General features: G+C 63.0%; 8 protein-coding genes and 1 riboswitch. Of the genes, 5 read left to right on the forward strand and 3 right to left on the reverse strand.

Annotation, left to right across the window (positions count from 1 at the left end; genetic code table 11):
- Positions 1 to 35 precede the first annotated feature (35 nt).
- Positions 36 to 2,570, forward strand: a complete 2,535-nt coding sequence (locus tag HMPREF2779_RS02395; RefSeq protein WP_199774550.1) for a helix-hairpin-helix domain-containing protein — start codon at positions 36 to 38, stop codon at positions 2,568 to 2,570.
- A gap of 166 nt (positions 2,571 to 2,736) precedes the next feature.
- On the opposite strand, the gene HMPREF2779_RS02400 is transcribed toward HMPREF2779_RS02395, so the two are convergent.
- Positions 2,737 to 3,573 (reverse strand): aldo/keto reductase, encoded by an 837-nt coding sequence (locus HMPREF2779_RS02400; RefSeq protein WP_105360738.1) that lies wholly within the window; start codon positions 3,571 to 3,573, stop codon positions 2,737 to 2,739.
- Between the two features lie 195 nt (positions 3,574 to 3,768).
- The gene (locus HMPREF2779_RS02405) at positions 3,769 to 7,920 is read right to left on the reverse strand and encodes a DEAD/DEAH box helicase (protein WP_105360739.1); all 4,152 of its coding nucleotides are present in this window, start codon (positions 7,918 to 7,920) and stop codon (positions 3,769 to 3,771) included.
- A gap of 254 nt (positions 7,921 to 8,174) precedes the next feature.
- Positions 8,175 to 8,309: riboswitch (SAM riboswitch) on the forward strand.
- Between the two features lie 35 nt (positions 8,310 to 8,344).
- On the opposite strand from HMPREF2779_RS02405, the gene HMPREF2779_RS02410 reads away from it, so the two are divergent.
- The 3 genes from HMPREF2779_RS02410 to HMPREF2779_RS02420 all read left to right on the forward strand — a co-directional run bounded on the left by HMPREF2779_RS02410 (position 8,345) and on the right by HMPREF2779_RS02420 (position 11,600).
- Positions 8,345 to 8,572 (forward strand): nuclease PIN, encoded by a 228-nt coding sequence (locus HMPREF2779_RS02410; protein ID WP_105360740.1) that lies wholly within the window; start codon positions 8,345 to 8,347, stop codon positions 8,570 to 8,572.
- A 10-nt stretch (positions 8,573 to 8,582) separates the two neighbouring features.
- Positions 8,583 to 9,017: a PIN domain-containing protein gene (locus HMPREF2779_RS02415; RefSeq protein ID WP_105360741.1), complete on the forward strand. Its 435-nt coding sequence runs from the start codon at positions 8,583 to 8,585 to the stop codon at positions 9,015 to 9,017.
- A gap of 156 nt (positions 9,018 to 9,173) precedes the next feature.
- Complete coding sequence (locus tag HMPREF2779_RS02420; RefSeq protein WP_233992210.1) at positions 9,174 to 11,600, forward strand: cell division protein PerM; 2,427 nt, start codon at positions 9,174 to 9,176, stop codon at positions 11,598 to 11,600.
- 12 nt (positions 11,601 to 11,612) lie between these two features.
- Here HMPREF2779_RS02420 and HMPREF2779_RS02425 read toward each other — a convergent pair whose 3' ends face one another.
- On the reverse strand, positions 11,613 to 12,203 hold the full coding sequence (locus tag HMPREF2779_RS02425) for a 4-hydroxyphenylpyruvate dioxygenase (protein WP_105360743.1): 591 nt from the start codon (positions 12,201 to 12,203) through the stop codon (positions 11,613 to 11,615).
- Positions 12,204 to 12,427: 224 nt separating this feature from the next.
- Between HMPREF2779_RS02425 and purN the strand changes: the two genes are divergently transcribed.
- On the forward strand, positions 12,428 to 12,994 hold the full coding sequence (purN, locus tag HMPREF2779_RS02430) for a phosphoribosylglycinamide formyltransferase (RefSeq protein ID WP_233992266.1): 567 nt from the start codon (positions 12,428 to 12,430) through the stop codon (positions 12,992 to 12,994).
- Positions 12,995 to 13,089 lie beyond the last annotated feature (95 nt).

Consider the following 13,089-nt stretch of genomic DNA (forward strand, 5'->3'; position numbering starts at 1 on the left):
CCATGAGCCGCGGCGAAATATGCGAAACTGGAAGGATGAGCGAACACCCCCTCCCGAGCAGCATCCGCCCGCGCGCGGATCGAGCTGCAGACCCCGCGCCCAGCAGCGCCGCCGGCAACGAACCCAGCAGCGCCGCACACCGCGAAAAACACGAAACCGGCGGCAAGACTGAGCAGCCCGCCGAGCACCTCATCAACGCGCTCGCCGTAGAAACCGGCATCGCGCCGCACCGCATCCGCGCAGCCGTGGCGCTGCTCGACGCCGACAACTCCGTACCCTTCATCGCCCGCTACCGCAAAGAAGCAACGGGCGCACTCACCGACACCCAGCTGCGCACCATCCAGTCGCGCCTGGGCCAGCTCCGTGCCCTCGAAGAGTGCCGCAACCGCGTGCTCGAAGCGCTCGCCGAACGCGCCGACGAAGGCCTCATCGACCCGCTCACCCTGCTGCAGCTGCGTTCCTCGCTCATGAACGCCGCCACCATTGCAGACGTGAACGCCATCTACGCCCCGTACCGCAGCGAGCGTGTGACCCGCGCCCAGATGGCGCGTGCCGCCGGGCTTGATTCCCTCGTCGAAGACCTGCTGGAGGTGCCCCTCGCCGAGGCACACGCCATTGCCGCCGCGTACATTACCGACGGCACCGAAGAGGATGAAGACGAGGGCATTGAGGCCGCTGAGGCAGACGAAGCCCTGCAGATTCACAGCGCCGAAGAAGCCCTCGACAGTGCCCGTGCGATCCTGGTTGACCGTGCTCTCACCGACCCGGTGCTGAGCGAAAAGCTCCTCAAGCGCCTGCGTGAAGGCGGCGTGATCGAGTCCCGCGTGATTGCCGGTCAGGAAAGCATCGGTGCGAAGTTCTCCGACTATTTCGCCTTCTCGGACCGTATTCGTTCTATTCCGCCGCACCGCGTGTTGGCGCTGCACCGCGCCAAGGACGCCGGCGTGGTGCGCCTCAAGGTGGATGTGGCACCCGCCCCCGTGGCGCTCAGCCGCCTGCGTGGTGCCGCCCGTGCCGAAGCTGAGGCTGCCGCCGAAAATTACGAGAACGTCCGTTCTGCATACGAGCGTGAAGTCGCCGCCGCACTGCGCATCCCCGTGCAGGTGCTCAACACCGTCGACGACGAAGACCGCGTGCTCGGCTGGCTCGCCGCCACCGTGCGCACCGCATGGCGCAGCCACCTGCGCCCGCGCCTTGCCGAACGCATCCGCCACCAGCTACTCGACGCCGCCGCACAGCACGCAACCGAGGTGTTCGCCTCCAACCTGCGCGATATTCTGCTCGCCGCACCCGCCGGACACAAGACCACCCTCGGCCTGGACCCGGGCCTGCGCCACGGCGTGAAATACGCCGTAGTCGACGGCACCGGTGAGCCGCTGCGCGTGGGTACCGTCTACCCGCACGCCCCGCGCAACCAGTGGGCAGAAGCCCTGCGCGAGCTCGCCGCCGCCTGCCGCGAGCACGGCGTGGAACTCATCGCCATTGGCAACGGCACCGCAAGCCGCGAAACCGACAAACTCGCCAGCGAACTGATCCGCACCCTGCGAGAGGAAGGCACAGAAGCACCCCAGAAGGTGACCGTCTCCGAGGCGGGCGCCTCCGTCTACTCCGCCTCCGCGCTCGCAGCCGCCGAGCTGCCCGACTACGACGTGACCGTACGCGGCGCCGTCTCCATTGCCCGCCGCCTGCAGGACCCGCTTGCCGAGCTCGTCAAAATCGACCCGCAGTCCATCGGCGTGGGCCAGTACCAGCACGACGTGCCGCCCGCCGCCCTGCGCCGCGCCCTCAATGACACCGTCGAAGACTGCGTGAACGCCGTGGGTGTGAACCTCAATAGCGCCTCCGTGCAGCTGCTCGCGCACGTGGCGGGCGTGGGCACCGCAACCGCCGAACGCATCGTCGCCTACCGCACCGAACACGGTCCCTTCGCGAACCGTCAGCAGCTGATGAACGTGCCGCGACTGGGCGCGAAAACCTTCCGCCAGGCGGCAGGATTCATCCGCATCCGTGGCGGTGAGGAGCCGCTGGACGCCTCCGCCGTGCATCCGGAAGCGTACCCGCTCGCGCGCCGCATTATTGCTGACGCGCAGGCGCGCAACGGCGCCCACTGGGTTGCCGGCGCCCTGGGTACCTCGGATGGAACTGACCCGCTCGCCGGGCTGAACCCCGCCGACTACGTGCAGGACAGCCACGAACAGGGCAGTGCGGAAGAAAGCATCGCCGGCGTGTACACGGTCGAGGACATCTTCGCCGAGCTGCGCCGCCCCGGCCTGGACCCGCGCGGTAGCTTCCGCACCGCCCGATTCTCCGAGTCCGTCTCGCATTTCGAGGACGTACGCCCCGGCATGGTGCTCGAGGGCACCGTCTCGAATGTGGCGGCATTCGGCGCGTTCGTGGATATTGGCGTGCACCAGGACGGCCTCGTACACATCTCGCAGATGAGCCGCGGCTACGTGGCGAACCCGCACGACATTGTGCGCAGCGGCGACATCGTGCAGGTGCGTGTGGTGGAGGTCGACCCGGCGCGCCGCCGCATCTCCCTCTCCCTGCTGGTAGAGGACGAGAACTAGCGGGCGAGAGCTAGATACAGAGCGCTCGCCGACTTATTGAGCAATCCGAGAACGTACGTTCGCTAAAAACTCAAGCCTGAGAACACAATAAAGCCCCGACAGGCACAGATAGTGCTTGTCGGGGCTTTATGTAGGTGTGTATCGAGCTATACGCCCGAGCTATACCTTAGAAGTCGATGTTCGCCGGGTCAGCGCCAATACGACCCTCGGGGGTGGAAAGCGCATCCACGGCCGCGATGTCCTCGGCGGTCAGCTTCACGTTCACTGACGCCAGGTTCTCCTCAATGCGGGAAGGGGTCACAGACTTCGGGATAGCCACGGTGCCCTTAGCCAGGTGCCACGCCAGCACAACCTGCGCGGGGGTCGCGCCGTGGCGCTCCGCAATCTCAGCCAGCACGGGGTTCTGCAGCAGGTCGCTGCCGTTGCCCAGCGGGCTCCACGCCTGAGTCGCGATGCCGTACTCGGCGTGAACGGCGCGCAGCGCCTCCTGCGAGAAGTAGGGGTGCAACTCAATCTGGTGGATGACCGGAACCACGCCGGTCTCCTCGATAATCTCGCGCAGCTGCTCCTCGGGGAAGTTCGAAACACCAATGGAACGGACCTTACCCTGCTTCTGCAGCTCAATCAGCGCACGCCAGGAATCCAGGTACAGGCCCTGCTGCGGCTTAGCCCAGTGAATCAGGTACAGGTCAACGTAGTCGGTGCCCAGCTTCTCCAGGGAAGCCTCGAACGCCTCGAAAGCGCGCTCGTAGCCCTGGTCAGAGTTCCACAGCTTAGTGGTGAGGAAGATGTCTTCGCGAGCCACGTCGGAGTTAGCGATAGCGCGGCCTACGCCCGCCTCGTTGCCGTAAATAGCGGCGGTGTCGATGTGGCGGTAGCCGGTCTCCAGGGCGGTGCCCACAACCTTCTCGGCGACCTCGTCCTCAACCTGCCACACGCCGTAGCCCAGCTGCGGAATGGATCGGCCGTCGTTGAACTTTACGTTGGGTACGTTGTAGCTCATGATGCTCCTTTGGAATCTATGGGGAGGCGGCGCCTCCGTAAGTAGTCTTTCAAGGCTACGCCTCAGAGCCCCCGTTGAGAAGGGCCGGGCCAGAATCGGGCGTGAATCTAGCCGGAGGCGTAACCAAATGACAAAAATGACGGGGGCCATAAATACTGCTCAGACTCGAGGGCTACCGCTCAGACTCGAGGGCGACTACCGCTCGACAGCCGGCGCAAACAGCTCACGCACATCCTCAGCCGTCACCGCCGCGGAGGCGAACTCGCCCTCACCGACCACCGCATCGAAGAGCGCGGCCTTCGACTCCTTGAGCTGCATGACCTTCTCCTCAATCGTGCCCTCGGCAACCAGGCGGTAGACGTGCACCTCCTTGTCCTGGCCGATGCGGTGAATACGGTCCACCGCCTGCTGCTCGGCGGCGGGGTTCCACCACGGATCCATAATGAACACGTGATCCGCCTCGGTCAGGTTCAGACCGAAACCGCCAGCTTTGAGCGATATGAGGAACACCGGCTCCTGACCGCTCGTGAACGCCTCGATGACCTCGGCACGGTTGCGGGTCGAACCATCCAGGTACAGGTGGCTGATGCCCTCCTCCGCCAGGCGCGCCGAAATGCTCTTGAGGTAGCCGGTGAACTGGCTGAACACCAGCACACGGTGGCCCTTCTCGAGCAGATCGGGTAGCTGCTGAACCAGGTAGTCGCGCTTGACCGACGATACCCCGGCGTAGGCGTCCGGATCAATCAGCGCGGCATCAAGCGCCAGGCGGCGCAGCAGGGTCAGCGACTGGAAGATCGTGAACCGGTTCTTGTCCATATCCTCCAGCAGACCCAGCACCTTCTGGCGTTCACGCTGCAGGTGCGTGTCATAGATGCGGCGGTGACCGGGAGCCAGCGGTAGGTTCACGCGCGTATCGTTCTTCGCCGGAAGCTCCGCCGCCACCAGCTCCTTGGTGCGGCGCAGCATGAGCGGGCGGATGCGCCGGCGCAGACGAGCAGCCGTCGCCGCGGCGTGAGCAGGGTCCTCGCCGGATTCCGCCGGGCGAGCGTACAGGTCACGGAACGCACGGGCGGAGGGGAACAGGCCGTCCGCTACAATCGCCAGCAGCGCCCACAGTTCCATGAGGTTGTTCTCAATGGGCGTGCCGGTCATCGCGATCTTGGTGCGGGCGGGCATCGCGCGGGCGATGGACCAGGCGCGGGTGCCGGTGTTTTTGACGAATTGCGCCTCGTCCAGCAGGAGTGCACCCCAGCCTTCGGGGGCGGACTGTTCGCCCGTGCGCTCGTCAACGGTACGGCCTAGCGTGCGGGCGTAGCCGGTGTATGCGTCCTCGTCCATGCGCAGCAGCGTGTAGCTGGTCAGCACCAGGTGCGCCCCGGCAACCCGCTCGGCCAGCGGGGTCTTACCGGCGGTGGTTTCGGTGATGGTCACGACCTTCGCCTCGGGTAGGAAGCGTTCCGCCTCCGCCGCCCAGTTGGTGATGACGGAGGTCGGCGCAACCACGAGGAAGGGTGCGAACGGCTCGACGCTCTCACCGCGCTCGGTGGTACGTTCGGAGGCGGCACGGTGCTCCTCGATCGCGTGGGCGAGCAGGGCGAGAGCCTGCACGGTCTTACTCAGACCCATATCATCGGCGAGAATACCGCCCAGACGCTGCTCGTACAGGAACGACAGCCACTGGAAACCCTCCACCTGGTAGGGGCGTAGGGTTGCCTGCAGGCCGGTGGGTACCGGGCGCTGAGCGATAACCCGGCGGGAAGCCTTCTGCGGCGCGGGGGAACCCTGAGTGCCCTTGTCGAGTGCTTTTTCAGTGCCCTTTTCAGAGTTCTCTTCGGTGCTTTCCTCGGCATCCTCCAAGCCCTCAACCAGCTCCAGCAGTGAACGCACCTGAGCATCCCACCGCGCGGTCGTATGCACGCTCGCCGCCAGCGACTCCAGCTCAGAGAACAGCCCCGCCTGGTGCCGGTTAATACGCAGCTCACCGCCCGCATCGTCGAGTTCCCGAGCCTCCGCAATGAGGGTGCGCAGGGTCTTAAACTCGGGTCGACGCAGCGAGAAGTAGGTGCCGTTACCGAGCAGAATACGGTCCGCCCCGCGGTCGAGCGCCTCAAAAATCTGGGCAAACGGCACGGTCCAATTATTGACCTTCACCGCAATGCCCAGGCCGAACCAGTCGCGAGAATTGCCCTCGTTCACGGTGATTTCAATGAGCGCGTCGGTTGCCTCCACGAACTCCGGTGGGGTGCCGTTAAAACGCACCTGAACAGCGGAAACACGGCGAAGCTTCGGCAGAATCGCGCTGAGCAACTCGCGAGTTTCCCAGCCTTCGATGCGGCGCTCCTCCAGCCCGGAAAGCGCCGGGTGAGCGGCAAGAATGGCGCGCACCGAACGCAGTATGCGCGCCTCAAAACGCTCATCGCGAACCTCGCCACCCTCTTCACCGGGGTAACCGAAAACGGGCAGGGAGTACACATCGGAGCCCGCCGCAGGATTCTGGGTGCTCGCCTCCTCTGCGCTCGCCTCATCCACGCTGTCCTCAGCGAAGGGGTTCAGCGGGTACTCCCAACGCCAGCTCAGCTGCGCGTCGTGGCGTACCTGCTCGTCAAAGCTGATGTCAAGCACCAGATGCGGTGGCTTCACGCGAGGTAGTGCCAGCGCCGGATCGGGGGTCAGCGAGGGAATGGAGCGGCTGAGCGCGGGCAGGTACTCCTTCTGGAACGTGGCGCGTTCCGCGGCGGGAATGTGCACGGTTCCGGCGCTAATGAGCGATTCGGAGGCGGCATCGAGCGGCTCGACCAGGGGGATGAGCGCCAGCTCCACGCCCTCGGGCAGTTCGGGCACGGCGGGGGAGTAGCGCACCCGTTCACCCTGTACTGGGGCAATCGTCGGTGCGCTATTCTCAGCTTCCTCAGTCGGCGCCTCCTGCGCGTCCTTTTGCACGAAAGATTCGCGCCCCACTTCATCCAGTGCGCCGGGGCGCACGGTCTTCCAGTGCACCGCCTTTGCCGCCTGCTCGTACTCCTGCTGGGCGAGCCCGCCCAGGGCAAAGAAGCCGGTGCGCGGGGTGCCGATGGGGTGGCAGTGCGCGGCGGGCAGCCAGAGCTGGCGCAGTAGTTCGCCTTCGCGTCCTTCCCAGCTGAGCGCGGCTTGAAGCTGCAGCCCGGTACCTTCTGCGTGTTTCTCTTCGCTGGCGGCGGCGTGCAGGCGCACCTGCGCGGGGCTCAGCACGGCGTAGTTCACTTCGCGACCGTTGACGAGCAGAGGCAGGCCAATATCCTCCGCGCGGGCGAGTACATCCCAGAGCAGAGTGGAGGCAGAAGCGCTGATTGAGATCCAGTCGCGGTGTGAGGAATACATGTTTTGCCAGGGGCGGGCAATCGAGTAGAGCTCGGCGAAGAATCGCTCGTGTTCGGGGTAGATTTCGTGCCGCCCGACGGGTCCGCCCACGCTGGAGGCGAAGGTTTCCCAGCTGAGTCCGCCCTTGATCCAGCGCCCGGTTTTGGACGCCATGAGCGGGCGGGCGAGCAGGTTAATGCTGGGGGTTGCGCCGGGCATATTGCGGCCGCGCGCGTAGGAACCGGAGACACTCAGCGAGAAATCCAGGGCACCGCTCACACGCATCGAATCAATGCCCGCAAGGTCCTGACGTGCGGAAAGAACGGAGGAGAGGTCGCGTCGCCATGCCGAGATTTTGGTGGCGGATGCCTCTGCCTGCAGGCTCGGGGAGGTTCCTAGCTCGTTGAGCGCAAAGCTTCCCTGGGGGTTTTCAGGCTCGGCAGTCGCTGCATCGGGTGTGGGCAGTTTTGCCGCGGTGGTGAGTGCACCGGAGGCGCGTAGCGCCGCGAGCGGGTCGGCGGCTTTCTTCGCCTCCGCAACGTCCGCGCTCTTTGAATCTGCGGATCCCTTTGCCTCTGTCGCCTCCTTTGCCTCGGCACCGGGCACACCGACCGGTCCGGGGTGTTCGCTGAGTGCCTTTTTCGCTACGGAGGCGCGGTCGAGCGCGGTGAGCATGAGCGCTACAGCGTGCTTGCAGTCGGTGAGCACGGGGCAGGTGCAGCGGGCGGTGAAGGTTGCGGAGCCGCTGACGGCGGGGAAGAAGCGAATGGTCACTTCGTAGGGGATGATGGTGCTTCCGTTGACGAGCCCGGTGAGGGTTCGCTCGTCTTCGTCGTAGCTGTAGCGGATGACTTCGCGGTTGCGCTGGTAGGCGACACCGCGCTGGTAGGTGCGGTGCCCGGCCTGGCGAATGATCTGCGGTACGGTGACGGGAATTTCGGGGAAGGGGATGTTGGCGCTCACCAGCTCATTATCGCGTATTGTGCGGGTATGCGCCTTGTTGCCGGTCATTTGCTGGCTGCTGTCGGGCTGACAGCCGGGCTGGCTGCCGGGGCGACTATTGAGCGGTGGTTTAGGGCGTATTTCGTATTTGTGGTGGGGGAGTTTTTAACGCATAAAAACACCGGTATTCACATAAGATATTCCGCGCAGTATCAAAAATTCCCGCTATTAAAAACGTTTCTACAAGCCAAAATGCTAATAATCTAAATCTCTTTCAAAAAACGCTTTACTTAACTTGAGAAAATGCTGTAAGCTAAACCCAGCTTCAAGAGTTTCGACTGATAAGCTCCGACTATGGTCGAACGCCAACCCCATGTTCACGGGTGGCTCGGATGACGAAGCGGTTTGTATTCACCACCGGAATAACCGGTGGTATTTGGTACAGACAAGAGCAATGCGAAAGGATCGCGCCACTCACGGCGCAGGTTGTCACATGTACAACGGCTCTGCAACCGAATCAGCAATCTCTCTGAACCCCTCCCGCTCCTACCAGGAAAGCCTGCGTGCCGCAGCTGTCCCTGCGCGAGGCGGATACACCGCAGTCAGCATTGACGATTACTCCCGCATTTCTTCTAAGCGCGACGAGTTCCTGAACTTCCTTCTTCTGCCGAACCCCGAGGGCATCCCCGCTATTCAGTACGCCGGTCTGCGCGTAGCGTAGCATTAGGGGTATGAATTTCTCCGGTATGCTCCTGGACTCCGACGTTCTTGCGGAGATCCGTAAGGCGGATCCTGACCCCGCCGTGGTCGCTTTTCTGCGCCGCCGCTCGTTCCGGCACATGTACATTTCTGTGCTGAGTATTGGTGAGCTGAAGGGCCTGTACCCCTACCCTGAAACTGATCGCTGGATTACCGAACTTCTTGAGCGCTTTGGCGACCACGTTATTAATGTGGATGCGCGCGTGAGCCTTGAGTGGGCTGGTCGTCAGGCGCCGCTCGGCGTGCATGCCGTGGGTCGTGATGATGCCGGTCCGCTGCCTACCGCCGCTCTGGAGGGTCTGATGGCGGCGAGCGCGAGCGCCTATGATTTGGAACTGATTTCTTCTAAGGCGCAGGTGTACCGCGCCTGGGGTGTTCAGGCTTCCAATCCGTGGACTGAGGATTAAAACTTCGCCGGATGCACGCCCTCACGTGCATCCCTGTGTGAATAGTTGTGAGAACCCGCTTTCGAGTGTTAATCGGAGGCGGGTTTCATCGTTAATTCGTGGCATGATTGAAGGACGATGAAAAGCACCTCACCTATCTCGCGTTATTCCATGCCCATGCCTCTGTGGCTTCAGGGTGTTGTTGAGCTAATTGTTACTGCCCTGTTCTCTGCGCTTGCTGTGTTTGCGGCGATGTCTGCCGTGTGGGCGACCAAGGGTTTTGGCGACATGGAGTTCTCCTCCGTGGCCGCCATGTCGGCGCACCTGTGGCTTCTGATTCACGGTGTTCCCTTGGATCTTGCGGCTGCTTTTGGTGCTTCTGCCGGCACGATGACGCTGGTGCCGCTGGGCTTGAGTATTCTGCCTCTGCTGCTCTGCTATCGTTCGGGTCGTCGCCTGGCGCGCGCCTCGTATGAGGGTGAGTTTTTGATTCCGGTGCTGTCCGGTTCGGTGACGTATGCGCTGATTAGTTCGGCGATGTACGGTTGGGCGAGCCCGCATCCGCAACCTCTTCAGGCGTTGAATGCTGCCCTGGTGCCTTTGGGTATTGTGGTGGCTGGTCTGATGTGGGGTGGCTACCGTGAGGCGCGTTCGCTCTCGCGCATGGTGGGTGTTGATACTGCGGAGCAGATTTCGCAGATGAGTCAGTATTCGCGTTGGGCGGGTTCGTATGCCTGGGCTGTGGTGCGTGCTGCGGTGGTTGCTTTTGTTGCGCTGGTCGGTCTGGGTGCGGTGCTTTTGGGTATCGGTATTTTGGCGGGTTGGTCGCAGATTGTTGCCACCTACCAGGAGCTGCATGCGGGCGCTGTGGGCGATACTGCAGTGACTTTGCTGCAGCTGGGTTTCTTGCCGAACCTGGTGATTTATGCGATTGCGTGGTCGACCGGTGCCGGTTTCTCCTTTGGTGCGGGTACCTCGGTTGGTTTGACCAGTAGCAATGCCGGTACTTTGCCGATGCTTCCGATTCTGGGTGCTGTGCCCGAGTCGATGGGTACGTTCGGTCTGGTGGGCCTGCTGGTGCCGCTGGGTGCCGGTGCGATTGCTGGCTGGTGGTTCTTGCGTGAGGGTGAGGATCACCTGGATGAGTGGGTTGCCCTGAAGGTTCCGTTCCGCCCGCTGTCTGCGCTGATTTCTGCGGTGGTGCTGGGCATGATGACCGGTATTCTGACGTCGTTTGGTGCCTTGTGGCTGGGCTGGATTTCGTACGGCTCTCTGGGTATTGGTCGTTTTACGGAGGTTGGTGCTGAGCCGCTGACGTTTGCGGCGCATACCGCGTTGACGGTGGGTGCCGGCGTGACTTTCGGTATGTTGCTGAGCCGCGCCCTGGTGCCGGATAGCAGCCGTGAGCTGCCTCGTTTTGCGGATGAGCGCCCGAATCTGGGTGAGCGTCTGATGAGTTTTACTGCCTCGACCCGTGAGCGTTTTGCGCAGCGTCGTGAGGAGCGTGCGCAGGCGCGTGCGGAGCGTATGGAGCGTGAGGCTGAGGAAGCTGCAGAGCGTGAGGCTGCTGAGCGTGAAGCTGAGGAAGCAGCACGTGCGGAGGCTTCCGAGAACGTTGCTGAGCCCGAGCTACCTGTAGTATCTGGGCAGCCTGTAGCATCTGAACAGTCTGTTGTGCCTGAGGTGGCGACCGGTCATGTTCCGGTGCATCCGCAGGAGCCGGTGGTTGCCGTCCCCGTGGAGGCGACCGAACAGCTGGCGCAGCGTGCGGCGGCGGACGCTTTCGCCGAGATTGTTGCAGAGCGCGAAGAGACGGCTGAAGAGCCCGCCTCCGAAGAGGCTGCTACTGAAGAGCATTCTGCTGAGGAGTACGAGCCGATTGAGGCCGTTCAGCAGGTCGATTACCTGCACTCCGCCCACGCTGACTCTGCCTACGTTGACTCTGGGCAGGCTGAGGATTACGAGAGCATTGAAGCATCTGTTGAGCCTGCCTCCAACGAGCACGTTGCTGACGAATACGGCACCTATGACCCCGCCGTGTACGCTCATGACCCCTCCGAGGAGGAGACTCGCGAGCTGATCCAGGAGCCCGTCTACGAGGCTGCTGAACCTGTGGCTACTGAGCGTGCGAGCGCTGTCGAAGAGCCCGCGGAGCAGGCGCTGCGTTCTAAGGGCCGCGCGAGCCGCATCATGGCGTACTTCGGCTTTGGTCTTGAGCAGCCCGCCGCAATACAGAATGACGCAGCGCAGGATGAATCAGTGCAGGATAACTCGGCTGATGCCGCCCACGCTGAATCTGCCGCGCAGGACCGCGCCAACGACCGCGCGCTTGAGCGTGCGCAGAAGCGTGAGGCGAAGAAGACGGCCAAGGCGGCACGCAAGAAGCAGAAGAACGACCTAGAGCGTGATTTTGTGGATCGTGAGCTGGATGTCCTCTCTGCTGATCAGGCGATGAGCCGCATCTTTGAGGTTCGTAGCCAGACCGGCATCCTTCCGCTGGTGACCGATGAGGCGTCTACCGTGGAGCTGCCCCCGCTGGATGTCAGCTCCTCGAAGTCCCAGGGCTCTAATGCGCAGGGTTCTAACGCCCGCAAGAAGAACTAGCGCGCAGAACCCCTAACGAGCTGCAGAAGAGCTAGAGCTGGACGTGCCGGTGAGCTTGTCCATCGTGCCCTGGAACTTCTGGTCGCAAGTGTACATGTCGGTCTGGGTCAGCGCGGCGGCGCGGCACTCACGGTACTCCTGCGCGCCGGGCATGAGGGCAAGACCAATGCCGCCGAGCAGGGTCATTGCGCCGTAGATAATGCTGACGCCCGCGGCAATGTAGAAGAACCAGGGGCCGCGGTAGACGGCGGTGCGCACAATCGCAATAATGCTCAGGGTAATGCCGGCGAGCGCGAAGATGAAGAGCGCTAAGAAAAGCGGCATCGTGGAGAGCACGAAGGAAGACGCCGCAAAAATTACCAGCGCGGCAGCAATCAGCATGAGCGAGGTGCGAATATTCGCTTTCTGCTGTTCGATGGGGTCGATGGGCTTGCGCGGCTTCTTACCCTGAGGTCCTCGAGGCTGCGGCATCATGTTCTGCGGCGCCTGTTGTGGCGCTCGCGGTGGAACCTGCTGGTTCTGCGGTGCACCGTTGTCCGAGGCGGGCTGCTGCGGTGCGTTGTTCGGTGCGTTGTTTGGAGTGTTCTGCGGGGAAGTAGACATACCTATAAGGGTACCGCCCCGTCCGCCCGTGACCTATTGAGTTCGCGACCTGTTGATTTTGCGCCCAGCAAACCCCGGTGAAGCCCCATGAACTCCAGCGAACCCCGGTGAGGATTCATCCCGCCGGGGTTTCTTTGTGCTTACCTTTGGGCCTGTTGTGAACCTCTTACCCCTTTGGATAAGGGTGTGAGACGGGTTATACTAGTCGGGTGCGAATTGTGGTTATGGTATCCGGCTCCGGAACGAATCTTCAGTCCATCCTCGACGCTGTAGCAGCGGGCGAGCTTCCCCTCGACATTGCGGCAGTGGGCGCCGACAAGCCCTGTCTGGGTATTGAACGTGCCCAGGCGGCGGGTGTACCCACCTTCCTGGTGCAGCCCGGCGACTACGCCGACCGCCTCTCCTGGAACCGCGCGCTGGAAGAAAAGATCGCTTCCTACGACCCCGATTACATTGTGTTCGCCGGCTTCATGCGCATTGTTGACGCGCAGCTGGTCGAGCGTTTCAGCAACCGCATCATCAACACCCACCCCGCCCTGCTGCCCTCCTTCCCGGGTGCGCACGGCGTGCGTGACGCCCTGGCGCACGGTGTGAAGATTACCGGCCTGACCGTCCACTTTGTGGATGCGGGCGTTGACACCGGCCCCATCCTCGCCCAGGCGGCAGTGCCCGTTCTGGATGACGACACCGAAGAAACCCTGCACGAACGCATTAAGGTGCAGGAGCGCCGCCTGCTCGTGCAGACCATCGCATCTCTCGCTGAATCCCGCGGCACTGTATCTGACAGCTAATTCCGCCCACTAAATTTTTCGCGGCGGAATGAGCCGAGCTCAAACCCCGCCGCCCACACACGTTCCGTTGTGCCCATTTGACGCGCTCACCTTAG

It is taken from the genome of Rothia sp. HMSC069C03 (genome assembly GCF_001811075.1).
In the GTDB taxonomy this organism is placed as follows: Bacteria; Actinomycetota; Actinomycetes; order Actinomycetales; family Micrococcaceae; genus Rothia; species Rothia mucilaginosa.

Bases quoted from the DNA above. Each gene is read 5' to 3' on its own strand.
- HMPREF2779_RS02395 (WP_199774550.1), top strand. From the start codon at position 36: ATGAGCGAACACCCCCTCCCGAGCAGCATCCGCCCGCGCGCGGATCGA.
- HMPREF2779_RS02400 (WP_105360738.1), bottom strand. From the start codon at position 3,573: ATGAGCTACAACGTACCCAACGTAAAGTTCAACGACGGCCGATCCATT.
- HMPREF2779_RS02405 (WP_105360739.1), bottom strand. From the start codon at position 7,920: ATGACCGGCAACAAGGCGCATACCCGCACAATACGCGATAATGAGCTG.
- HMPREF2779_RS02410 (WP_105360740.1), top strand. From the start codon at position 8,345: ATGTACAACGGCTCTGCAACCGAATCAGCAATCTCTCTGAACCCCTCC.
- HMPREF2779_RS02415 (WP_105360741.1), top strand. From the start codon at position 8,583: ATGAATTTCTCCGGTATGCTCCTGGACTCCGACGTTCTTGCGGAGATC.
- HMPREF2779_RS02420 (WP_233992210.1), top strand. From the start codon at position 9,174: ATGCCTCTGTGGCTTCAGGGTGTTGTTGAGCTAATTGTTACTGCCCTG.
- HMPREF2779_RS02425 (WP_105360743.1), bottom strand. From the start codon at position 12,203: ATGTCTACTTCCCCGCAGAACACTCCAAACAACGCACCGAACAACGCA.
- purN (WP_233992266.1), top strand. From the start codon at position 12,428: ATGGTATCCGGCTCCGGAACGAATCTTCAGTCCATCCTCGACGCTGTA.